15 protein-coding genes are annotated in these 23,629 nt (G+C 70.1%); 5 read left to right on the top strand and 10 right to left on the bottom strand.

The genetic code is table 11. The annotated features are described in order from the left end of the window. The first annotated feature begins 40 nt into the window (after window positions 1-40). The 3 genes from EV371_RS19975 (at window position 41) to EV371_RS19965 (ending at window position 5,621) form a co-directional block, all read left to right on the top strand. Window positions 41-1,477 carry an endo-1,4-beta-xylanase gene (locus EV371_RS19975; protein WP_486484711.1) on the top strand — a complete coding sequence of 479 codons (1,437 nt, stop codon included), beginning with the start codon at window positions 41-43 and terminating at the stop codon, window positions 1,475-1,477. Window positions 1,478-2,175: 698 nt separating this feature from the next. Next, window positions 2,176-3,606 (top strand): extracellular solute-binding protein, encoded by a 1,431-nt coding sequence (locus tag EV371_RS19970; protein WP_130463388.1) that lies wholly within the window; start codon window positions 2,176-2,178, stop codon window positions 3,604-3,606. A 125-nt stretch (window positions 3,607-3,731) separates the two neighbouring features. Next, window positions 3,732-5,621, top strand: a complete 1,890-nt coding sequence (locus EV371_RS19965) for an ABC transporter permease (RefSeq protein WP_486484710.1) — start codon at window positions 3,732-3,734, stop codon at window positions 5,619-5,621. 235 nt (window positions 5,622-5,856) lie between these two features. Here EV371_RS19965 and EV371_RS19960 read toward each other — a convergent pair whose 3' ends face one another. The 9 genes from EV371_RS19960 to EV371_RS19920 form a co-directional block, all read right to left on the bottom strand. Beyond that, complete coding sequence (locus tag EV371_RS19960) at window positions 5,857-6,552, bottom strand: hypothetical protein (protein ID WP_130463386.1); 696 nt, start codon at window positions 6,550-6,552, stop codon at window positions 5,857-5,859. After that, window positions 6,549-7,517: an NAD-dependent epimerase/dehydratase family protein gene (locus EV371_RS19955; protein ID WP_130463385.1), complete on the bottom strand. Its 969-nt coding sequence runs from the start codon at window positions 7,515-7,517 to the stop codon at window positions 6,549-6,551. The genes EV371_RS19960 and EV371_RS19955 overlap by 4 nt, the downstream gene beginning before the upstream one ends. After that, window positions 7,514-8,863 (bottom strand): nucleotide sugar dehydrogenase, encoded by a 1,350-nt coding sequence (locus tag EV371_RS19950; protein ID WP_130463384.1) that lies wholly within the window; start codon window positions 8,861-8,863, stop codon window positions 7,514-7,516. The genes EV371_RS19955 and EV371_RS19950 overlap by 4 nt, the downstream gene beginning before the upstream one ends. A 164-nt stretch (window positions 8,864-9,027) precedes the next feature. Then, the gene (locus EV371_RS19945; RefSeq protein WP_486484709.1) at window positions 9,028-10,110 is read right to left on the bottom strand and encodes a glycoside hydrolase family 191 protein; all 1,083 of its coding nucleotides are present in this window, start codon (window positions 10,108-10,110) and stop codon (window positions 9,028-9,030) included. Continuing rightward, window positions 10,107-11,003 carry an NAD-dependent epimerase/dehydratase family protein gene (locus tag EV371_RS19940; protein ID WP_130463383.1) on the bottom strand — a complete coding sequence of 299 codons (897 nt, stop codon included), beginning with the start codon at window positions 11,001-11,003 and terminating at the stop codon, window positions 10,107-10,109. Before EV371_RS19940 ends, EV371_RS19945 begins: the two co-directional genes overlap by 4 nt. Further along, the gene (locus EV371_RS19935; protein WP_486484708.1) at window positions 11,000-11,776 is read right to left on the bottom strand and encodes a sugar phosphate nucleotidyltransferase; all 777 of its coding nucleotides are present in this window, start codon (window positions 11,774-11,776) and stop codon (window positions 11,000-11,002) included. The genes EV371_RS19940 and EV371_RS19935 overlap by 4 nt, the downstream gene beginning before the upstream one ends. Window positions 11,777-11,811: 35 nt before the next feature. Continuing rightward, the gene (locus EV371_RS19930; RefSeq protein ID WP_130463381.1) at window positions 11,812-13,365 is read right to left on the bottom strand and encodes a hypothetical protein; all 1,554 of its coding nucleotides are present in this window, start codon (window positions 13,363-13,365) and stop codon (window positions 11,812-11,814) included. Beyond that, window positions 13,362-15,086: a GT4 family glycosyltransferase PelF gene (gene pelF / locus EV371_RS19925; protein ID WP_130463380.1), complete on the bottom strand. Its 1,725-nt coding sequence runs from the start codon at window positions 15,084-15,086 to the stop codon at window positions 13,362-13,364. The genes EV371_RS19930 and pelF overlap by 4 nt, the downstream gene beginning before the upstream one ends. Before the next feature lie 44 nt (window positions 15,087-15,130). Then, window positions 15,131-17,239: an Agd3-related carbohydrate-binding protein gene (locus EV371_RS19920; protein WP_130463379.1), complete on the bottom strand. Its 2,109-nt coding sequence runs from the start codon at window positions 17,237-17,239 to the stop codon at window positions 15,131-15,133. A gap of 1,240 nt (window positions 17,240-18,479) precedes the next feature. Between EV371_RS19920 and EV371_RS19915 the strand changes: the two genes are divergently transcribed. Further along, window positions 18,480-20,471: an acyl-CoA dehydrogenase family protein gene (locus tag EV371_RS19915; protein ID WP_130463378.1), complete on the top strand. Its 1,992-nt coding sequence runs from the start codon at window positions 18,480-18,482 to the stop codon at window positions 20,469-20,471. A 73-nt stretch (window positions 20,472-20,544) separates the two neighbouring features. On the opposite strand, the gene EV371_RS19910 is transcribed toward EV371_RS19915, so the two are convergent. Continuing rightward, complete coding sequence (locus EV371_RS19910; RefSeq protein ID WP_130463377.1) at window positions 20,545-20,826, bottom strand: hypothetical protein; 282 nt, start codon at window positions 20,824-20,826, stop codon at window positions 20,545-20,547. Between the two features lie 403 nt (window positions 20,827-21,229). On the opposite strand from EV371_RS19910, the gene EV371_RS19905 reads away from it, so the two are divergent. After that, window positions 21,230-23,614 (top strand): tetratricopeptide repeat protein, encoded by a 2,385-nt coding sequence (locus EV371_RS19905; RefSeq protein WP_165436750.1) that lies wholly within the window; start codon window positions 21,230-21,232, stop codon window positions 23,612-23,614. The last annotated feature ends 15 nt before the right edge of the window (window positions 23,615-23,629 follow it).

Genomic DNA, 23,629 nt, shown 5'->3' with positions numbered 1-23,629 from the left:
AGCTCTGCCGGCCGCCGTGTTGTTGCTGACAGGCGGCGCTGTGACGGTCCAGTCCATGGACCCGGCCGCTGCGGCCGAGACCACGCTGCGGGCCGCGGCGGCCAAGGCCGGGCTGTTCTTCGGCGTCGCCGCCTCACCCAACCGGCTCCACTCGATCGTCGGTCAGGAGTTCAACCAACTGACACCCGAGAACGACATGAAGCCGGACAGGATCGCCACCTCGAGCGGCGGGCTGCAGAACACCAGCGGCGCCGACAACCTGGTCAACCACGCCCAGGCCAACAACATGCTGGTCCGCGGCCACACGTTGGTGTGGCACTCGCAGGCCGGCGCGCTGCAGGGTGCCAGCCAGGCGACGCTGAACACCTTCATCGGCAACGCCATCAACCGCTGGGGCAGCAGGATCGCGTACTGGGACGTCGTCAACGAGGCGCTGGAGGACAACAACACCGGCCGGCGCCGGAACCAGTGGCCGCACACCATGAACCGGGACGCGAACGGCGACGGTGACTTCTTCGACTCCGGCGACACCGACGTCATCCGGGACTCGTTCATCCGGGCGAAGCAGGTCGTGCAGGCCGGCGGGCTGACCACCAAGCTCTGCATCAACGATTACGACGTCGAGGGCCTGACCGTCCAGGGCGGTACCCCGAACCGCAAGGCCAACGCGCTGTACGACATCGTCCGCAACTACCGGCAGTACATCGACTGCGTCGGGTTCCAGGCGCACTTCAACGACAACCCGAACAGCATCATCACCGACGACCTGCAAGCCAACATCCAGCGCTTCGCCGACCTCGGCGTCGAGGTGCACATCAGCGAGCTGGACATCGACGACGACCTGAGCAACAACGACATCGGCACGGGCCAGGCGGAGAACTACCGCAAGGTCGTCCGGGCCTGCCTGAACGTCGCGAAGTGCACCGGCATCACCGTCTGGGGCATTGCCGACAGCGAGTCGTGGCGCTCCTCGGAGCGGGGCCTGCTCTTCACCGGCAGCAACGGGAACTACCAGAAGAAGGCCGCCTACCACGCGGTCCTCGACGAGCTGAACAAGGGCCGGAACTCGACGCCGCCGCCGACCACGCCGCCGGTGACGCCCTCCGTCCCGCCGACCACGCCACCGGTCGGCCCGACGACTCCGCCCCCGACCACTCCGCCGCCGACCACTCCGCCGAACCCGACCACCGGGTGCTCGGCGACGGTCTCGCTGAACTCCTGGACCGGTGGCTTCGTCGCCACCGTGCGGGTCACCGCCGGCGCCGCGCCGATCAGCGGGTGGAGCGTCCAGCTCACCCTGCCGTCCGGGGTCACCGTGACCAACGCCTGGAACGCCAACCGCAGCGGCTCCAGCGGGACCGTGCAGTTCAGTAACGTCAGCTACAACGGGTCGGTGAACGCCGGCCAGTCCACCGAGTTCGGCTTCCAGGGCGTCGGGACGGCCACCGGCCTGAGCCCGGTGTGCACCGCCACCTGAGCACCACCCGTGCTGGACGGGCGGCCCGCGTCCGTCCAGCACGGGCCCGGCGCTGATGACGGCGCTCCGTAGCGGGATCTGATCGTCCACTCTCGTGGCACCCTCGTCGTCCGCCCGCCGATGCCGGGCGGGCGACGAGGTTCGCCGACCTTCGACGACCGGTTCCAGGTACACGTTCTCGGTCCGCCGGATCTTCGACGCCGGCCAGCCGAGCGCCGCCCGCCGGGCCGCCAGGAGCGCCCGCCCGCCGGGCCGCCGGGAGCGCGAGGCCCTTCTCGTCAACGGGCCGACGGACGCGGCAATCCCCGTCGACAGACACCGGCGGCACAACGGAGGGCGCGACCGTCCTCAATGGCAGGGCCCGAAAGTCGCGTCACCACCTCGGTCGAGGTGATTGATGGTAACAAATGGCATTGATCTGCGTTCTACCTCTAGGCGCGACTTTCCGGAATGTGTAAGGTGAGCGCACCGCCGAGCAGGCCGACGTCCCGGGCCGGCGGCGCGTGTGTCGGGGCAGGTCGGGGGAAGGTCGCGCCGCGCACCTTTCCGATTGACTGCGCGGCAGAGGCGGGTTGCGACCGCTCGATCGGGCGATCCGTCTCCTGGGTGCGGTTATGCGGACGTCCACAGGGGAGGCGGCAGGCATCTCGGCCCCCTTCGACGTGTAGCGGTGAGCTGAGACGAAGGAGGCAATGGCCATGGAGGACAACCCGTTGTGGTCCCGACGCGGCTTTCTGGGAACGGGGGTGGGGCTGCTCGGCGCGGCCGGTCTGGCCGGGTGCGGGGGCGGCTCGCCGTCGACCCCCCGGGTGCAGGCCGAGGTCCCAAAGGAGCTGGTCGATGCTGCGGCATCCCTGAAGGGCTCCTCGATGGGGATGCTGTCGCAGAAGCTCTACTCCGAGTCGGCGAACGCGGCGCTCGACAGCTCGATCAAGAAGTTCGCCGACACCACCGGTACGAAGATCGATAACAGTCTGGTTCAGGCCGACGCCGGTGATGTGGTGGCCAAGATCGACGCCGAGGTCAAGGGTGGCGTCGCACGGGACCTGGCGTTCATGACCGACTCGCGGTTCGTCGCCCAGTTCCAGGCGCTGGGCGACCTGGAGGACGTGACGGACGTCGTTCAGGCGCTGACGGCCAGGTACGGCGAGCCGACCGCCGAGTCCAAGAACTTCTGTGTCTTCGACGGCAAGTGGTTCGCCATCCCCTACCACTTCATCGGTATCGGATCCTTCCTGCGCAAGGACTGGATGCAGGACAAGGGCATCACTCCCAAGGACATCTACACCTGGGAGGAGCTGCGAGACCTGTGCCTGGCCATCTCCGATCCGTCCAAGCGTCGGTTCGGCTGGGGCATGACGGTGAACCGGTCCGGTGACGCCAACGGCCTCATCGAGGCACTGATCAACTCCTACGGCGGTGCGATCGCCTCCAACGACGGCAGGAAGGTCACCTTCGACTCGCCCGAGACGGTACAGGCGGTGACCTTCCTGGGCGACATCTACACCAACCCCAGGTACAAGCCGATGCTGCCGCCCGGGGTGGCCGCCTGGACCGATTCCAGCAACAACGAGAACTGGCTCGCCGGGATCCTTGGCTACACCCGCAACCAGTTCAGCGTCTACGCCGACTCCAAGACGAAGAAGAATCCCGTCTACGACAACACCCATGTCTTCGCCGACTGCATCGGGCCAGCCACCGACAACCCCCTGCTGCTCGGCCAGTCCCAGGCCTTCGTCATCTTCAAGGGCGCCAAGAACGCCGCACTCGCCAAGCTCCTGGCGCAGTACCTGGTCAGTGCGCCCGCGCTGCTCGGGGTGGCGAAGGAGGCGCCCGGCCTGGCGCTGCCCGCCTGGGAGAAGGTCTGGGACGCCGACCCCTTCTTCACCAGTGGCGACCCGGCCTTCCCGATCATGCGCAGGATCACCGAGCAGTCGCTGCCGCTGACCACGAAGAACGGCCTCAACTTCCCGCAGAAGGCCAGCGCGGGCCAGCAGGCCGCCGTCGGGGCCTACGTCCTCACCGACATGATGCAGCAGGTCATCCAGGGCACGCCGCCCGCGCGGGCCGTGCAGGCAGCCCACGCCAAGATGGTGCAGATCTTCATCCAGCAGGGGCTGCCGCAGTGACATCGGTCCGCCCGGCACCGGCCCCGGCGGCGAGGGCATCCTTGCCGCCGGGGCACGGCTCTCTCACCGCTGTCCAGCGGCGACTGGGTCGTGACTGGCGACTGGCGGCACTGTTCCTGGCGCCCATGGCCGTACTGGTCGGCGGGCTCGTGCTCGTGCCGATCGCCTGGTCGGTCGTCACGAGCACGACGGAACGGCACGGGCAGGAGAGCGTCTTCGTCGGCCTGGCCAACTACGTCGCCCTGGCCGGCGACGAGCAGTTCCGCGCGGGCGTGCTGAACTCGTTCGTCTTCACCGCGTACGCCGAGGTGTTCAAGGTGGTGCTGGGGTTGTCCGCGGCCCTGCTGCTGCACCATCTGCGCCGTGGGCGGGCCGTGTTGGCCGGGCTGCTGCTGTTGCCGTGGGTGGTGCCGACGGTGGTCACGGCATTCAGTTGGCGCGCGCTGTTCGACCCGATCTTCGGCAGTGTCAACATGCTGCTCACCGAGTCGGGGATCGGCCCGCTGCTGGCAAGCGCGCACCTGGTCGACAGCTGGCCTGCCGGCTGGCTGTCCGACGCGTCGCTGGCCATGCCGTCGGTGATCCTCGTCAACGTGTGGAAGGGGGTGCCGTTCTTCACCGTCGCGTTCCTCGCCGGCCTGAAGGCGATCCCGGCAGAGCAGTACGAGGCGGCGACGGTCGACGGCGCCTCAGTGTGGCAGCGCTTCGCCCACGTGACGCTCCCCGGACTGCGTCACGTGATCACCGTAACGGTGACCCTGTCGTCGATCTGGACGTTCAACAACTTCGACCTCATCTGGCTGCTGACGCAGGGTGGCCCGGGCAACGCGACCACCCCGTACGTGCTGGTCGCCTACTCGAAGGCGATCCTGCAACTGCAGTACGGCGCGGGGGCGGCGGTCACCCTCGTGATGCTGCCGGTGATCGGCGGGCTGGTTTTCGTCCTGGTCCGGTTGTTGCGCCGGGACGCCGGCACCGAGCTGCCCCGACGGGCTCGGGCGGTGCGGACGGCGCGGAAGGCGCGGAAGGCGCTGCCGTGGGCGGTCGCCCTGGCGTTCACCGCTCTGCTGGCCTTGGCGTCGCCACACATCGTCTGGAAGGCGGCCCTGGTCCTCGGGGTGATCCTGCTGGTCGTGGCGGTGGTCGGCCGGGTCGTCTCGGCGCTCCAGAACTGGGGGCGTCGCCGGGCGTCGTCCCTGGTGTCGAACCTGGCGTCCGGTGTGGCGCTGGCCGGGTTGCTCCTGTTCGTCCTGGCCCCGCTGTACTGGATCGCCGTCACGGCCTTCAAGTCCGAGGGCCAGATCGTCATGCGCGACCACGACCTGTGGCCGACGCCCTGGACTCTGCAGCAGTTCGCCGACCTCTTCGCCACCAAACCCTTCGGCCGCTGGTACCTGAACACGGTGCTGGTGTCGGCGGCGTCCACCGCGGCGGCACTGGTCTGTGCTGCGCTGGCCGGCTACGCCCTGGCCCGGCTGCGGTTCCGTGGGGCGCAGAGTTTCACCGTCACGGTGCTGATCACCTACGTGATGCCGGGCGCGCTGCTGTTCATCCCGCTGTACCAGCTACTCATCGGGATGCGGCTCACCGACTCGCTGTGGTCCCTGGTGGTGACGTACCCGACCTTCACACTTCCGTTCGCCACCTGGCTGCTGGTCGGGTACTTCTCGTCGATCCCCGTCGAGTTGGAGGAGGCCGCGCTGGTCGACGGCTGCACCCGCCTCCAGGCGTTCCGCCGGGTGGTGCTGCCGCTGGCCAAGCCGGGACTGCTGGCGGTCGCGCTGTTCACCCTGACCAACGCCTGGAACGAGTTTCTCTTCGCCTTCGTGTTCATCACCAAGGACGAGTACAAGACCCTTCCCGTCGGGATGCAGTCGATGATCATCGGAGACGTCGTGCCGCAGGGGCAGCTCGCCGCGGCGTCGCTGCTCGTCAGCATCCCCGTGGTCATCATGTACGCCTTCGGGCAGCGTTTCCTGACCGAAGGACTCACCGCGGGCGCGGTGAAGGGCTGACCCGGGATCCCAGCATCCCGTCGAACGACACGAATCCTCGATGGTCGGGAGCGCCGAGCCCGACTCCACCGCGGGCAGGGACGGGTCCTCGGCCATGAGCCGCAGTGCCCGCACCGGTCCGGGCACGATCGCCCGCCCCGGCTCCCCGCCGGGCCGGGACCGCCCCGCGTGGTGGGAAGCGGCCGACACACGCGGATCAGCCACAGCGCGGCGGGGGAGGGCGGAGCGGGCAGCGTCAGGTACGGGACAGGGCGCGGTCGCCGACGAAGGACTGGAGGCCGAACTGGCGGGCCCGGCGTTCGGCGAAGTCGGCCAGCCCCGGGCTGTCGGCGTAGTCGAGGCTGTAGAGGTCCAGTTCCAGTTGCAGCAGTTGCTCGGCGATCTGGGCGTGGAACTCCAGTACGTCGGGCGGCCACGGGGCGTAGTAGCCGTCCTCGGTCCACCGGGCCGAGAACGACTCGAAGACGATGCCGTCGATGATCTCGGCCAGCCGGGGCAGCATGCCGAAGCCCCGGTTGGCCAGCAGGTACGCCGGGTTCGCTTCCTCCCGGATCGCAGCCACCAGGGTGAGCAGGTGCGGTACGTCCTCCGGGTAGGTCAGCTCCACGTTGAGGGTGTCCAGGAAGAGCCCGGCGAAGCCGCGGGCGATGGCCTCCTTGGCCGCCCCGACCACGTGCGCCACCCAGAGCGGGTGCCCGACGTGGACGAACGCGCCACCCCAGTCCGGGTTGCGCTCCTGGCGCTGCCAGGGCGCTGGCGGTCCCTGGTCCTCCGACAGCGACAGGTAGCCGAGGGTCTGGACGTTCTGCCCCGCGAGGTAGCGCAGCTCGGCGGGCTGGTAGAAGTCCGGCTGGAGCACCACCCGCAGATATCCGGTGAGGTCGTCCAGCCGTCCGTCGCCGTAGTAGAAGCAGATCGGGCGTCGGTTCATCGCGGCCACCCGTGCTCGCGGTACCAGGCGAACGTGCTGCGCACGCCCTCTTCCAGGCTGACGGTGGGTTCGTAGTCGGTCAGTTCACGGAGCCGGGACAGGTCCGGGCAGCGGCGGGCGACCGAACCGGACGGCGCCGGCTGCGCCTCGATGGCGGGGCTCACCCCGGCCACTCGCAGGACGAGTTTGGCCAGGTCACCGATGTTGGTCTCCTCGCGGTCGTTGCCGATGTGCACGATCTGGCCGCTGGCGGCCGGGGTGGACATCAGCCGCAGCATGGCCTCGACCGCGTCGTCGACATGGCAGAACGCCCGGAACTGGTCGGCGCCGGGGACCGGGAACGGGTCCACCTCTCGCATGGCGCGCAGGGACATCTCCGGGATGACGTGATCGGTGCCCATCCGTGGCCCGTACACGTTGTGGAAGCGGCCGACCACCGTCTCGAAACCTCGGGCGCGGGCCGTGTGCAGGAAGGCGGCTTCGCCGAGCAGCTTGCTGACCGCGTACGCGAACCGGGGTTCCGTGATGTCGGAGATCATGGTCGGTACGGTCTCGGACGTCGGTACCGGGACCACTCCGGCGGTCACGCCCCCGGCGTAGACCTCGCTGGTGGAGGCGAAGAACACCCGTTCGCCGGGGGTGACCCAGTCGAGCAGGTGCAACGCGGCGAGGGTGTTGACCCGGACCACCCGGGCCGGGTCCTGCGCTACGTTGCGGACGCCGACGACGGCGGCGAGCAGGTAGATCTGGTCCCAGCCCGGTGGCAGGGCGGCCCAGGTCTGCGGTGCGGTCAGGTCTCCGGAGACCACCCGGACCGCCGGGTCCTTCCGGAGGCGGTCGAGGTCGGCGTCGTCGCGACCGCGTGAGAAGTCGTCCACGATCGTCACCTGATGACCCTCGGCCACCAGCCGGCGGGCGAGGTGCAGGCCGATGAAACCAGCCCCGCCGAGCAGCAGCGCCCTCATGCCGGCACCGCCCCCGCGTCGGAGGCGGCCGGTGCGGCGGCGGGGGTGGGGGCGGGCGGAAGGTAGCCGAGACCCGCGTAGCGGATTCCCGCCCCGGTCACCGCGTCGGCGTCCAGCACCCGCCACGAGTCGTAGACGAACGCCGGTCGGACCTCGTCGAGTACCTCCGAGATCCGGATCGCCCGGTAGTCCGGGTGGTCGTTGATGATCAGTACGCCGTCGACGTCGGTGAACGCCTTGTCCAGACTGATCGGCTCGCCGCCGTACTGCCGGATCACGTCGTCGGTGACCATCGGGTCGTGCCCGAGAACGGTGACCCCGGCGGCGGAGAAGACCCGCATCATGGTGGCGATCGGCGTGCCACGCATGTCGTCGGTGGGCGGCCAACCCTTGTACGCCCAGCCGAGCACCGCCAGGCGGCTCCCCAGGCTGCCGCCGCGGGCCTCGACGAGCATCCGGACCACGGTCTCTCCCACGTGGATCGGCAGGTACTCGTTGAGTTCCCGGGCCTTGCCGACCAGGAACGGCCGCCGCTCACCCGCGCTGTCGATCATGATGTACGGGTCCTTGGAGAGGCAGCCACCTCCGACGTACCCGGGCTTGGCAAGATCCGGGCGCGGGTAGTCGACGTTCGCCGCCCTGATCACCTCCAGCGGATCGAGGCCGTGTCGCTCGGCGATCAGCGCGATCTCGTTGCCGAAGGAGTAGATCAGGTCGGTGTGGCAGTTGTTGGAGAGCTTCACCAACTCGGCGGTCTCCAGCCCGCTGACCGGCACGATGGTCTGGGCCAGCCCGGTGAAGAACTCGACCCCGGCGGCCAGGCTCTCGGCATCCAGGCCGCCGACCACCTGGGGCAGCTCGACCAGCTCGCGCAGCGCCTGGCCCTGGATGGTCCGTTCCGGTGCCATCACCAGCCGGACCCGCTCGCCCCAGGCGGCCCGCAACTCGGGCAGTACCACCCGGCGGCTGGCGCCGACCGGCACGGTGCTGCGGACCACGACCAGGGTGTCCGGCCGGCAGGTGGCGGCGACCGCCCGGGCGGCGGCGGCCAGGTTCGCCAGGTTCGGCCGACGGGTGATGTCGTCGACCGGCGTCGACACACTGATCACCGCCACGTCGACGGTGTCCCGGGGCAGTTCGGTGCCCACCTGGATGTCCCGGCCGATGCGGGCGGCGAAGATCTCCTCGACGCCGGGCTCGAAGATGTGCGGCCGACCACGGGACAGCGACGCCAGAACCGTCGGCGACACGTCCGCGCCGTACACCGTGTGGCCCTTGTCGGCGAGCGCGGCGGTAAGTGTGAGCCCCACATAGCCCATACCCACGACCCCGACTTTCCTGCCCATACTGTTTCCTTCCGTTCTCAGCGATGTCCTGGTTGCAGCGACGAGGATCTGCTGCGCGGACTCCTCCGATGCCTGGACCGTCCGATTGCCCGGACTCCTCCGATGCGTGGTGCTCGGCCCTCGGCCGTCGCGGCGGTGCGACTGCCTCGCCGGGACGGTGCGACTCAGCCGCAGGGGGCGGTGAGCCGGTCGAGCTCCCGGACGGTGACCGTGCCGGCGAACCGTTCGGCGCGATAGCGATCGCAGACCGCCCGCACGTGATCGGCCCGCACGGCGTAGTCGACGGCGAGCACGAACTTGCCCGCGTCCCGCAATGCCCGGGTGTGTGCCAGGTTCTCCGTGCACCAGTCCCGGGTGCACGGCTCGTCCATGGCGAGGTAGAAGAGTTCCTCCATTCCGATGCCGTCGATGGCGGCGGTGTAACCCGGCTGCTGGCGCAGTTCGGGGGAGTTCTGCGGGACGATCAGGAAACCGGGCCGCCGGGCCTTGGCGTACGCACTGATCCGGACGATCAGGCCGGCCATCTCGACGGCCAGCCGTGCCCGGTCACGACCCTGGGCGGAGTCGAGGGAGATCTCCTCGTACGCCAGCGGCGTATCCAGGTAGACCCCGTCGAAGCCGGCCCGCAGCGCCTGGTCCACCCGGGGCCGCACGACCCTTTCCCACCAGCGGCCGTCCCAGTAGTGCACGAAGTACTCACCGGGCCAGTCCGGCCACTCGTTGGCCAACAGGTCCGGGGCGCGGCGCCGGAGCACCGGGTACTCCGGGCGGAAGTTCTCGATGCTGCCGATCTCGAAGTACGCGAGTACCCGCTTGCCGCTGCGGCGCAGCGCGCCGATCTCGGCAGCGGTGAAGTAGCCGGTGTGTCCGTCCCGGGCCAGGTCGACGACGGCGAGCTGGTACCGGCCACGGGCCAGCGCGTCGAGTCCATTGGCGCTGTACCCCTGGAGCTGGTACGCCCAGTCGACGATCGTCCGGGGTGCGGGCGGTGTGGCAGCGGCGCCACCGGGTGTGGTCGTGGCCGGTCGGCTCGGCCGCGCCCCGGCGCTGGCGGTGCCGGCTGAGGCGGGCCGGCCACCGTCCGGCGGCGTCGTGCCGGTGGCGGGTGCCGGTGCCGACCGAGGGGTGGCATCGGGCCGACCGGTGACCAGCGCCCACACGGCGGTCACCACCAGCACGGTCATCCCGGCGAGGCCGGCCACGAGCCAACGGCGCCGGGCCCCGTCGCCCGTGCTCCGGTGGCTCACCGGGCCTTCCCGGAGGACCAGACGTCCTTGATCGACGCCGCCAGGTCGCGCACCGGGGACCAGCCCAGCTCGTCGTCGGCCCGGCTGATGTCGGCCCTGATCCAGCCGACCGCGGTCGAGCGTGGCGGCCCGGCGTCGGCCTCCCGGATCCTGCCGTGGTAGCCGGCCGTGGCGGCCAACAGCTCGACCGCCTCCCGCGCGGTGACCGCCCGACCGCTGCCCGCGTTGAAGACCCGGTGCCGTAGCTCGGGCGCGAACACCAGGGTGAGGATCAGCGCGGCGAGGTCCCGCACGTCCACGAAGTCCCGGTACGCCGAGAGCGGTCCCAGGGTGATCTCCGGGGCATCGCCGGCCAGCGCGGTGCGGATCCGTGCGGCCGCCCGGCCCAGCAGGTTCTCCTCCGATATCCCGGCGCCGATCGGATTGAAGACCCGCACCGACACCGCGTCGGCCTGTCCCGATTCGCCGGCGAGCTGGAACAGCCGGGTCCCGGCCAGGTGGCTGACGCCGTACGCGCTGACCGGCTGCGCCGGGTCGGTCTCGCTGACCGAGGCGCCGGGTGCCACCACGCCGTACTCGCCGGCCGAGCCCAGCCGGATCAGCCGGGCGTGCGGCGCCGCCCTACCGACGGCTTCGAGCAGCTTCACCGCGACCAGCGTATTCGCCCTGAGTAGATGGGTGGCGGAACCGGTGAGCGCGCCGACACAGTTCACCACCGTGTCCGGGGCGACCTCACGCAGTATCGCCGCGAGTCGGTCGGGTGCGCCGTCGAACAGATCGAATGTCGTCCGGCCCGGGCAGATCACCTCGGTGGTCCTCGGGTCCGACTCCAGCGCGGCTCGGGTGTGCCGGCCGATGAAGCCGGAGGCCCCGAACAGCAGCACCCGGGTCATCCGCGCTCCCCAGAGCGCACGGTGTCGGCCCACTCGCCGACGGCAGCCGCGGTGGCGCGTTCGGGCTCCTCACAATTCGGCAGCAGCAGCGGCTTGAGCTTCGCGAACGTCAGGTTCGCCTCGTCGTAGTCCTCCGGGCGGCCGATGTCCAGCCAGAAACCGTCGAACGGATACGTCGCCGGGTACTCGCCCGCCGAGAGCAGGTCCAGCACCAACTGGTCGAAGCCGAGCGGAAGTCCCGGTGGGTACGGCGTGAGCGTCTTCCGCGACATCCCGTACACGCCCATGCTGACCGGGTAGCGCAGCGCCGGCTTCTCCCGGAATCCGACGATCCGTCCGGCGTCCACGTCCAGCACCCCGAAGTCGATCCGGTGCACCCGCTCGGAGGTTGCCAGGGTCAACCCGGCGCCGGAGAGCGTGTGGGTGTGCAGCAGGTCGGCATAGTCCAGGTCGGTGAGGATGTCTCCGTTCATGACCAGGAACTCGTCGGGCAGCCTCTCCTTCAGCGCGAACAGCGGGCCGACGGTGGACAGCGGGCGGTCCTCCTCCACGTAGTCGATGTCGAGCCCCCATCGGCGGCCGTCTCCGACGAACGCCTGGATCAACTGGCCGAGATAGTTGATCGCCAGGGTCACCGAGGTGAACCCGCGCGACGCGAGCTGGTCGAGCACGATCTGCAGGATCGAGTGGCTGTCACCGATCGGCATCAGGGGTTTGGGTAGCGTCGTCGTATACGGCCGCAACCGCACTCCCTTGCCGCCTGCGAGGATCACCGCGTGCAACCTGACCTCCCCAAGGGCCGAGTGGACTACCGGTAGTGCCGGACCTGCCCGATCACCGGAACGAGACCGAGCGCGAACAGCGCCTGGAGCAGCACGATGCTGCCCAGGTAGAGCGAGGTGTCGACGAGCGCGGCGTCACCCTGCCCGAGCACGGGTGCGGCACCGAGCAGCGCGCCGACCCCGACGTGCAGCGCGACGACGAGCGCGATGGACAGGCACAGCCAGCCGTACCGCCCGCGTCCGGCCAGCAGGAACGCCAGGTAGTAGGCGCCGGCGAGCGCGACGTGCGCGACCGTCATCACCGTGCCGGCGGCCGACAGCACCCCCGCGTTCCAGAGGCCGGCCAGCAGCGCCGCCCCGAGCACCGCCGGCACCGCGAGGCAGGCCGCGACGTCCCGGCCGATCATGCGCCAGACCGCGGCGACGAACTCGCCCGGCCGGCGGGCGCGCCGGGTCAACGCGATCGCGATCGCCGGGAACCGGCTGGTCCGCCACTCCACGAAGCCCATCGACACGAACAGCGGCATCGCGGCCGCCGCGATGTCCAAGCGGCCCAACAGGTACGGCACCTGGGCGTGGAAGAGCAGCGCGGCCGAGCAGAGGCCGTAGCCGGCGACGCCGAGCAGCACGGACGCCTCCGGCCACAGCGGCTGCCGGGACGCCGGTTCCTCGGCGGTGGTGGTGGGCCGGGCGGCCCAGAGGGCCGCGGCGAGCGTCGCCAGCACACAGACCGCCGCCGCCACCACTGCCGACCGGCGCAGCGCCGTCCCGCCGACGACCAGGTAGGCCGTGCCGGACAGGACGACGGGAAACATCGCCACGGCCAGCCAGGACTCCCGCCGGTAGAAGATCAGCAGCGTGCTGGCCATCTGGTACGCGAGCTGGCCGACCATCATCACGGCCAGCGGCAGGCCACCGTACGGCAGCATCGCCGCGCCGAGCACCACGCCGAGCAGTGGACCGGTCAGCGCCGCCATCCGCAGTATCCGGCTCGCCGAACGCGCTCGGCGCTGGCCGAGCAGTTGGTACGCCGAGTACGCGGCCACGCCCGAGTAGATCCAGCCGAGTGTGCCGGCCAGGACCAGTCCGAGTACCAGACCCGGCCGCCCCACGACCGTCAGCACGGCCGGGAACGCCACGCCCGGCAGCAGGTAGAGCGGCCCGTGCGCGATCGTTCGCAGGCCGTCCCACCGGTGCGCGCCGGTCGTCGTCGACGTGCCCGCCTGGTCGTCGACCGGCGAGGGCGGCCCCATCCGCCAGAACACCTCGGAGGCGAGTCTGAAGACGTCGGCGTAGCCGTACTCGACCTGCGCGGTCCGGTCGGTGTGCCCGTCGGCCTCCAGCGCGGCGGCGACCTGCAGCGCGTCGACCACCCGGCCCAGCCGGGGCCGGACCCGCTCGACCAGGTCGTCCACCGGATCGGTGGAGATCCTCGGCAGCAGGATCGTGCGTTCGGTCTCGCGTGGCTGGGCGTCGCCGTGCGCCGGTGCCGCCTCGGCGGTCACCGTGCCGCCGCGTCGCCGGGTCGGGTCGGCGTCGTCGTCGGGGGAGGTCGGCACGGTCCGGTCGCCGGACGTCATCGCGACTCGCCGACGAGTCGAGGTGTCTCGTCCATCGGCTCGCCGGCGGGACCGGCCGACGCCGGCCGCCCGGGCCAACCGGACGGGCTCGGGGCACGACGCGGAACCGGCGCCGCGTTGGGCCGCTCCGGTGTCTCCCGGTCGCGCTGCCGGGGTAGCCGGGCGTTGACGGTGGCCACCCCGGGCCGGATCCTGTGGTCCGGAACCCTGACCCGGCCCTGCGCCTGGCCGCGTGGCGGAGCCAACGGCGCGGAGACCGTCGGTTGCGCGACGAGCCGCTCGTAGATGTCGCGGTACGCCTGGAGCGAACGTTGCAGCGTGAACCTCTCCAGGACCCGGGCCCGGGCGACCGCGCCGAGCCGCAGTCGCAGTTCCCGGTCGTGCAGCAGCTTCACGCAGGCGGCAGCGACGGCGGGTACGTCCCGCGGCGCGACGACGATTCCGGTGTCACCGACCGCCTCGGCGACGCCACCGACGTTGGTGCACACGGTCGGCCGCCCGCACGCCATCGCCTCCACCACGGTGTACGGGAAACCTTCGGAGATGCTGGTCAGCGCGACCAGGTTGCCGGCGTGGTAGGCCTCGACCGCGCTGCCGACCCGCCCCTCCAGGGTGGCGTGCCCGGCCAGTCCGAGTTCGTCGATCAAGGCTTGGCAACTGGCGTGGTAGACCTGGTTGGCGGCCGGCGTCCCGCCGAAGATGCGCAGCCGGGCGTTCGGGATCTCCGCGCGGACCAGCGCGAAAGCCCGGATCAGGGTGTGCAGGTCCTTGAGCGGGTCGATGCGACCCATGAACGAGATGGTCGGCGTCTCGGGTTCGCCGACGGCCGGAGGAAACTCGTCCGGGTCGACGCCGTTGTACATCGTCCACATCCGCTCGGGGTCGGCCCCGTTGTGCAACTGCCAGCGCCGGTTGTACTGCGAATGCGGCGCCAGCGCGTGGCTGATGAGATAGGCCGCGCCGGCCAGCGACCGGAAGAAGCTCAACACCAACACCCGCACCGGGTGCGGCGCCTTGTCGTGCAGATATGAGATGTAGCGTTCCCGCAGGTAGATGCCGTGCTCGGAGAGGACCAGCGGGGTTCCGTAGGCCCAGGTCGAGGCCATCCCGACGAGCATCGCCAGGCCGTTCATCGACGAGTGCACGATGTCGGCCCGGACCGGCGGCATGCTCAGCGGCCGCATCATGTGCGAGATGAGCCAGGCCGCCTCCAGCGCGTCGGCGACGGTGAGCGCGGGCCCGGCCTCGTCGACCCGGAGGCTGCGCCAGGCGTCCAGCATCATCCCCAGGGCCTGGTTGGAGAGCATGCCCCCGCTCAGGTCGCCACCGTCGGTGGCGTACTCGAACAGGCCGCGCAGGGCGAGCAGGAAGGTGCTCCGGTTGACCGCACCCGCCTGGGAGCGGGTCGACTCCAGCGGGGTGACCAGCGCACGCAGGAACACCTCGTAGGACTCGATGAACCCCACGCCGGGCCGCCCGGACCGGACCGGCAGCCCCCGCTGGGGGCGGCGGCCCGGCGGCCGTCCGCCCCACAGCGGGATCGAGTGCACCCGGTCCAGGTTCGCCGGCCGGTCGAAGACCGGCTTCTCGGTCCCGTCCACGGTGAGCGCCACGACCTCCCACCGGTGGTCCGGCATGCCCCGGATGAGCTGCTCGCACCAGACGCTCACGCCGCCCATGGCGTACGGGTACGTGCCTTCCGAGACCAGTGCGATCCTCACCGAGTGCTCCCGTTCACTTGCGCGTCACCGGATGTCCCGCCCGGTCAGGGGCGGGGGGCGGCGTCGAACGTCACGGCGGTGTTGGCCGTGAGTGTCACCGGGACGGTGACGTCGGTGCCGTACGTGGTGGCACCCGCGGTGGCGCTGGTCACGCCGCCGAGTTGGACCGTGCCGGCGGCCGGCGAGGTCACCGTGATGGTGTCGGTGCTGCGGTCGTAGACCGCCTCGACCCCGGCGTCGAGCGCGGCGAAGTGGGCCGTACGCGCCCGGCCGTACGCGGCGATGTCCACCCACGACGAGTTCAGCAGGGGTACGGAGTAGTACGACTCGTACTTGGTCAGCACCGCGTCCACCCAGTCGGTGAGCAGGGTCTCTCCGGCCCCGTAGTCGCGCACGTTGGCGATGTGGAACGTGTGCGCGTAGATCGAACCCGACGCGACGTGCTGTAGCGCCACCCCGGCCTCGTAGTCCAGGAGTTGCTGGTAGGTGCGGTCGGTGGGCCAGTACGGGAAGAGTCCGTTCGGACCGTAGAAGGAGTTGTAGAAGACCGTCTGCTCGGCCGGGGTGGTGGTGTGGTACGCGATGTTCGTCGGCCAGGCCGGTACCACCAGGATGCTCGACTCCAGCGGGTGCACGATGCCGGCGTTGAAGTTCGCCGGTTTGTGGCTGGTGAACGACATGTTGCCCACCACGGCGGTGACGCCGAGATCCTCCGCAGCCTGGAGCAGCGCCGGGTTGGACCCTTCCAGCCCGTGGTCGGTCGGCGCGCCGGTGTCGTCGTCCGGATCGTCGTTGTAGACCCCGAGGCCGGAGTACTCGGGGGTCTTCAGCACGCTGTTCGGAGGGTTGAGCCCGATCGCGATGCCCGCGGTCCGGTTGTCGTCGATCTCGCTGTAGGAGGTGGCGTAGTTCGTCGCGTTCAGCTCGGGGTGGTTCAACGTGTGGTTGATCCACCGGAAGTTGTTCTTGAGGCACTTGGTGGTGGCGGTCAGGGTGGTGGCGTCACCGTTGGGGCTGCACGTGCTGCCGGCGAACGGGTCGATGTCGGCACCGTTGTACGCGATGTTGAAGGTGAATCCGGCCGCCAGCGGGTGTGCGGAGCGCAGCGCGGTCTGCTGCGCGTCGAGGTTGACCGTGTCGTGGCCGCTGACCTGGAACCCGGGGGTGTACTCGACGGTCCCGTTCTCCAGGTAGTGGTCCGAGGTGTTGAACCAGTCGTCGATGTCGACGTTGAGGTGGTGCTTCTGCTCGCCGAGGTACAGGCCCTTGCTCGCCCACCGGACGAGACCGTAGACCAGCAGGTCGGAGTGGAGCAGGAACTGGTTCGAGGTGAACGTCAGCGCGATCCGCTCCCGGCCGTCGGTGGAGGTGGTGAGTACGGCGAGTACGTCGGAGCCGTTGGTCATCAGGGCCTGGGCGGCGCAGCCGGGCCGGATGGCGGTGCGGTAGACGTACGACTGGGTCACGGGGATCTGGGCGGCACTGTCAAGATAGTCGAAGACCGCGGCACCGTCGTTCGTCAGCGAGACCGGCAGGGGAGTGTCCCCGACCCCACCCTCACTGACGCCGGTGAGGCAGTGGTCCTCCGGCCAGGTCCCGTAGCTGGTGTAGAGGGATGCCTGCCGGACACCGAAGTTGCGCTCGTACGCCCAGAGGGTGTTCCACTCCGTGCTGCTCAGGCCGCTGATGTAGCTGCCACCGGACTCGTACAGAAGCATGCTGTTGGTGAGCAGGATCGCGTTGTAGTTGCCGACGCCGTCCGGACGCACCAGCGTGCTCGGGGAGAGCGGGTCGGTCGCCGAGTAGAGGACGTCGTAGGAGGCACCGAGCCGGTCGAGCATGGTGGTGAGAGTGGGTACGCCGAAATCGTCCGTGTTGGTCGCCACGATCAGCGCCCTGAGCGCGACCTGGTCGTTGAGACCCTGGACGCCGAGACTGCGGCCCTGGGCGGTCGCCTTGGACGGATCCAACCGGACGGTGCCGGACTTCTTGGGCAGCGGGCCGGGGCGGGCCGGCTTCGGGCTCGCGACCTCGCCGAGGCCGGGGATGGCCGGCGGCTGGGCGGGCGTGGTGGGCGGTCCGGCGATGCCGGGAGTCTGGCTGCCGAGGACGACCGCGAGCGCGGTCAACCCGGCGAGGGCGAGTCTTGTCACACGCTGGCGAGTAGGCCCGGTGTGGACCATGTACTGACCTCCGATGAGGAGAAGACCGGTTAGCAGTCCATCGAGGACTAGCGAAGTGTCACGAAGGCTATCAATGATCACTGTCGTCGCCGAAAAATGCGGGTGTCGTCTCTTCAATTGACGCGGGCATGGCATGAATGCTAGGACCACCGCCTTTCGAAGCCTGCTTGCAGTGATATGTCCCAGTAGGAGCTTGCATGACTTTCGAGCACTTCGGTGGCAACCGTTCCGGCCTCCAGTGGCTAACAGAATGCCCTCTGACGTGGCCTTTCGTCGACGGTCGACAAATGGGTGATCGAGAACGGGGTCCAGTTTGCCTGGGTTTCTCCGCAGAAACTACATGCGCCCCCAACTCAAATCGACGATCAAGCTATGGCCTGCAGAACCTCATCCGTTCGCGGGAATTCCGACAACCATCAGCACGCTGTTATGCGCTGTCCAGCCTTGCCGTCACACGGCCGTACGGACATATCGAGCTGATGGGTTAACGGCTCGCGACGTTGCATGGTCGGGGCATGGACAGCAGACCTGCGGGATGCGGGTCGGGGTAGGATGCTCGCGATCCTCGTTCCGACGACGGTGGCCGCCCCTGTCGACCGACTCGCGACCAGCGTCCCGGGCATGGGCCGCCGGGCCGCTCCGGCAATTCCTGGATAGGCGATTCCAAAGTCCGAGTACTGGATGCCGAGGTCCCGCACGCGCTGTCAGCTGCAGATCCAGCCTGATGGCCCTGTGAGCGTGTGGATCGGGAGATTCGAGATGCTCTGCGGCATGGCGCCGGCGGCGACGGTGATCGAACGCCGAGGGCAGCGCTGAGCCCAGGACACGCATTTGCGGACGACGCCTCGACGCCGGTCGGACCGCGTTCGGATCGCACCTCGGACACGTCGAGGACCAGCCGAAATGCTCGATAGTCACGCTATGGAGTTCGGCAGCGTATCGCACGCCGAACAAAACCACTACCGTCAGATCGACAGGCATCGAATCGCGCACCTGGTTGCCGAATCGGTAGGCATCCTCGGCCGGGCCGTTCGCGGTCGGAACCACCTCAGCGCTCCCTCGCTCGGCAGGGATGGCAGTCAGCGGCTTTCGTGGGATTGGTCGAGGGTGTCCCGTCTCACCGTGCTCTCGGCGACTGGATCACCGCCTTGGGCCGGTACCCTTGGTTGGTACAGACTGTGTGCATATGTCCGCTAACCGAGGGGTGACCATGCCCGATCACGCGTCCGGCGACATCGACCTCGCTCGCCTGCGGGAGGTTCTCGACGGACCGTGGGCCGAGGTCCGCAACGCGCACCGGCGGCACCTCGATGCGCGCTTCCTTCCGGTGTACGGCGAGACCGGTGACCAGGCACGTGAGCGGATCTCTCGACTGCTCTCCGAACTTCCCCTCGAGCTGGGGATCGCGTCGGCGTTCCCCGCCGAGTACGGCGGCAGATCCGACGTGGGGGGCTCGGTCGTCGCCAGCGAGATGCTGGCGCAGGTCGACCTGTCGCTGATGGTCAAGGCGGGCGTGCAGTGGGGTCTGTTCGGCGGCGCTGTCGCAGCCCTGGGCACCCGACGGCACCACGACGCCTATCTGCGGGACATCATCTCGGGCAAGATCCTCGGCTGCTTCGCGATGACCGAGACCGGCCACGGCTCCGACGTCCAACGGCTGCGCACCACCTGCGCGTACGACCCGCAGACGCAGACCTTTGAGCTGCACACTCCGCACGAGGCGGCGCGCAAGGACTACATCGGCAACGCGGCCCGGGACGGGCGGATGGCGGTGGTCTTCGCGCAGCTGATCGCCAACGGGCGGCGGCACGGCGTGCACGCGTGGCTGGTCCCGATCCGCGACGCTGCGGGTAACCCGCTGCCCGGCGTGACCATCGGCGACGCCGGGCCCAAGGCCGGCCTGCACGGCGTCGACAACGGACGGCTCAGTTTCGACCATGTGACGGTGCCGCGTGACATGCTGCTGGACCGGTACGGCCAGGTCGCGGAGGACGGGACGTACACCAGCCCGATCGAGAACGACTCACGGCGCTTCTTCACCATGCTCGGCACGCTGGTCCGTGGCCGGGTGAGCGTGGGCGGCGCCGCGTCGGCGGCCACCAAGTCGGCGCTGACCATCGCGGTGCGCTACGGCGACGTCCGCCGCCAGTTCGGCATTCCCGATGCGGACCGGGAGGTGCTGCTCAACGACTACCTGGCCCACCAGCGCAAGCTGCTTCCCGCCCTGGCCACCACGTACGCGTTGCACTTCGCCCAGGCCGAACTGGTCGCCGCGCTGCACGAGTTGCAGGGTGGCGGCGACCCGGTAGACGAGCATCGGCAACGGGAGCTGGAGTCCCGGGCCGCTGGTCTCAAGGCCGCGCAGACGTGGCACGCGACCCGCACCATCCAGACGTGCCGCGAGGCGTGCGGCGGCGCCGGCTACATGGCCGAGAACCGGCTACCCGGACTCAAGGCTGACACCGACGTCTTCACCACCTTCGAGGGCGACAACACGGTGCTGCTGCAGCTGGTGGCCAAGGGGCTGCTCACCGGCTACCGGGACGAGTTCGGCTCGTTGGACGGCTGGGGGCGCGCATCCTTCGTCGCCGAGCAGGTCCGCGCGATGGTGCTCGAACGCACCGCCGCGCGGTCGGTCATCGAACGGCTGATCAGCGCCGTGCCCGGCCGCGACGAGGAGGTTGCCGTCACCGACCGCGGCTGGCAGCTCAAGGTGTTCGAGGACCGCGAGGACCACCTCCTCGACGGCGCGGTCCGTCGCCTCCGCAACGGCGCGGCCACGAAGAAGGACCGTCCCTTCGACATCTTCAACGACGTTCAGGACCACGTCCTGGCCGCTGCCGCCGCGCACATCGACCGGGTCACCCTGGAGGCGTTCGTCGCCGGCATCGAGGGCACCGCCGACCCGGCGGTCCGGGCGCTGCTCTCCCGGGTCTGTGACCTGTACGCGCTCAGCGTCATCGAGGTCAACAAGGGATGGTTCCTGGAGCACGCCCGGCTCACGCCGGCCCGCTCGAAGGCGATCACCGGCGTGGTGAACGGACTACTCAGAGAGCTGCGTCCGCACATGCGGACGCTCGTGGACGGTTTCGCCATTCCGGAGGAGTGGCTGCACTGCGCCATCCTGCGCGAGGAACCCCACCGGCAGGCGACCATGGCCGCCCACGACGCCGCCAGTGATCCGCAGGCAGTCCCGGCGTAGGTGGCGAGGAGGCCATGCCCCATCGATGGGCATGGCCTCTGTTCGGACGACTGTGTGTACCGTCGGGCTCGGGTCAGCTGTACGAGATCGCCGTCAGGGTGCAGGTGCGGACCCACGGCCCGGGGTTGACCGGCCTCCGGTCGCAGGACCAGGTCGAGTTGATCGGCGAGGTGCCCGGGGTCAGGCTGTAGGTCGAGCCCTGCCAGCTGCCCTCCGGGTAGAACTCGTAGCCGTAGTACTCGCTCCAGTTCAGGTAGCACCGCACGTCCAGCTTGATGCTGGTTGCGCTCGCGGGGATCACCTTGGTCCATGTCCTGGTCGGGTTGGTCGGACTGAACGGTGAGACGGAGTCCATCGGAAGCCATCCGGGGCCGGGTGCACCGGGCCACCCGCCGCCGTCCACGCCCAGGTACGGCCCGACCGGAGGCACCGGTGACCCGTAGCAGGTCGTGCTCCCGTAGATGATCCGGGTACCGTCGGCCACGGCCGGCGGCGGCGCTGCGGTAACCGCCGCGACCATGGTCGTAGCCAGCAAGCCGAGGGTGGCTGTGATTCGCCGTAGTTTTCCAGTAGCCATCAACGCGCGACCGTCCTTCCTCTGGGCACTCCGGTCGGATGCTTGAGGGCATCCTCGTTCGCCGATAGCGTTGACGGCGTTCGGGATGGACAGGTGCGGACGACCGGGGCCAACGTGGCAGGTAGCGACGGTACAGCCGTCCGATGCGCCGGACAGCGCCGGACAGCGCCGGGGACCGCCGGTGTCCGTTGACGACGGCCGCCTGCTGCTGCGGCAACTCTGTGACGATCTGCGGCTGCTCCGGTTGCAGGCGGGCGGACCGAGCCTGCGCAGCCTGGCGATGCGGGTACGGCTGGGCAAGAGCCAGTTGGGGTCGATCGTCAACGGCCGGATCGGACGGCTGCCCGACTGGGAGGTCGTCCGGGGCGTGGTGGACGGCTGCCGCCAGTACGCCCAGGACCGTGGCCGGCTGGACCGGCTGTCGGTGGCCATCGGGATCGAGGAGTTCTGGCGCCCGCGGTATGCCCTGGTGGACTACGCCTTGCAGCAAGCCGCGCGGCGGCGGCCACCGGCGCCACCACCACCACCACCACCGGCGCCGCCGGCTCGGCTGGTGACGGTACCCCGGCAGTTGCCGGCCGCCACGCGGCACTTCGCCGGGCGGGCCGGTCCGCTGGCCGCGCTGAACGCGCTGCTGGCCGACGCCGCCATCGCGAACACCGCGGTGATCTCGGCGATCGGGGGCACCGCCGGGGTCGGCAAGACGGCCCTGGCCGTGTACTGGGCACACCGGGTCGCCGACCGCTTCCCCGACGGGCAGCTCTACGTCGACCTGCGCGGTTTCGGTCCGGCCGAGCCCGCGATGGAGCCGGCCGAGGCGATCCGTCGCTTCCTCGACGCCCTCGGCGTGCCACTGCGGCGGATTCCGCCGGAGCCGGACGCACTGGCTGCCCTGTACCGAAGCGAACTTGCCGGTCGGCGGCTGCTTGTCGTGCTGGACAATGCCCGCGACGGCGCGCAGGTCCGGCCGTTGCTGCCCGGCGCTGCGGGCTGCCTGGTCCTGGTCACCAGCCGCGATTCGCTCACCGGACTCGTCGCCGCCGAGGGCGCCCAATCCGTCACCGTCGATCTGCTCACCCGGGACGAGGCACGGCAGCTGCTGGCCCGCCGACTCGGCAGCGCGCGGATCGCCGCCGAACCCGACGCGGTGGACGAGATCATCACGCGGTGCGCCCGGCTGCCGCTGCCGCTGGCCATCGTCGCCGCCCACGCCGCGACCCGCCGGGTGCCGCTCGGCGAGCTGGCCGAGCAACTCGGCGACGGTAGGCAGGCGTTCGGGCTGCTCGACACCGGCGATCCGAGCACCGACGTCCGCGCGGTGTTCGCCTGGTCGTACCGGGCGCTCGCGCCGGCCGCGGCGCGCGTGTTCCGGCTGCTCGGCCGCCATCCTGGTCCGGACGTCACCGCGTCCGCCGTGGCCAGCCTCGCCGCGCTGCCGTTGCCCGACGTGCCGCCGCTGCTGGCCGGACTGACCCGCGCCAACCTGCTCACCGAACCCGCCCCCGGTCGGTACGCCTGCCACGATCTGCTGCGCGCCTACGCCGCTGGCCTGTGCGACGTCCTGGAGACCCAGCCGGACCGGGAGGCCGCGACCGGCCGTATCCTCGATCACTATTTGCACACCGCCGGCGTCGCGGACCGGCTCCTGCATCCCTATCGAGACGCCGTCACCCTCGAAGCGCCCCGGCTGGGCGCCACGCTGGATCATCTGAGCACGCCGGACGCCGCCCGTGCCTGGCTCGCCGCCGAGCTTCCGGTGCTGCTCGCGGCGGTGGACCACGCCGTGACCGGCGGGTACGACCGACACGCCTGGCAACTCGCGTGGATCCTGGCCGGCTATCTCGAACACAGTCGACGCTGGCCCGACCAGCTCGCCGTCGGCGACGCGGCGACGATCGCCGCGGGCCGGCTCGCCGATCCGCGCGCGTCGGCCATCGCGCACCGGATCCTGGCCCGTCCGTACATCGAGACCGGTCGTCACGCCGACGCCCACACACACCTCGAACGCGCCCTCGCCCTCGACACCGGCAGCGGTGACCTCGCCGGGCAGGCCCACGATCACCATCTCCTCGCCTACCTCGGGGAACGGCAGGGCCGGTACGCCGTCGCTCTCGACCACACCTGGCAGGCCCTGGCGCTGTACCGCAGGGCGGACCACCGGCACGGGCAAGCCTCCGCCCTCAACGCGGTCGGTTGGTTCCAGGTCCACCTCGGCGACCACGCCCAAGCCGTCGCTGCCTGCCAGGAGGCTCTCACTCTGCTCCGCGGGCTGGGCGACCGCCGCGGCGAGGCGGCGACGTTGGACAGCCTCGGCTACGCGTACCACCATCTCGGTGACTACCCGCGTGCCGTCACCTGTTTCCGGCAGGCGGTGGTGCGGCTGCGGGCACTCGGCGAGCGCTACCCGGAAGCGAGCACACTCATCCACCTTGGCGACAGCCACCGGCTCGCGGGCCAGCCGGGCGCGGCGCGGTCCGCGTGGCGCCGGGCACTGGCAATCCTCACCGACCTCGACCACGCAGACGCGGAAGGGGTCCGGGCGAGGCTCGCCTCCGCTGACCCCTAGGGGCTGGATGAGCGG

Source organism: Plantactinospora sp. CNZ321, assembly GCF_004217235.1.
The sequence above is the reverse complement of the archived record's forward strand: the minus strand, read 5'-3'. Positions and strand labels throughout refer to the sequence as shown.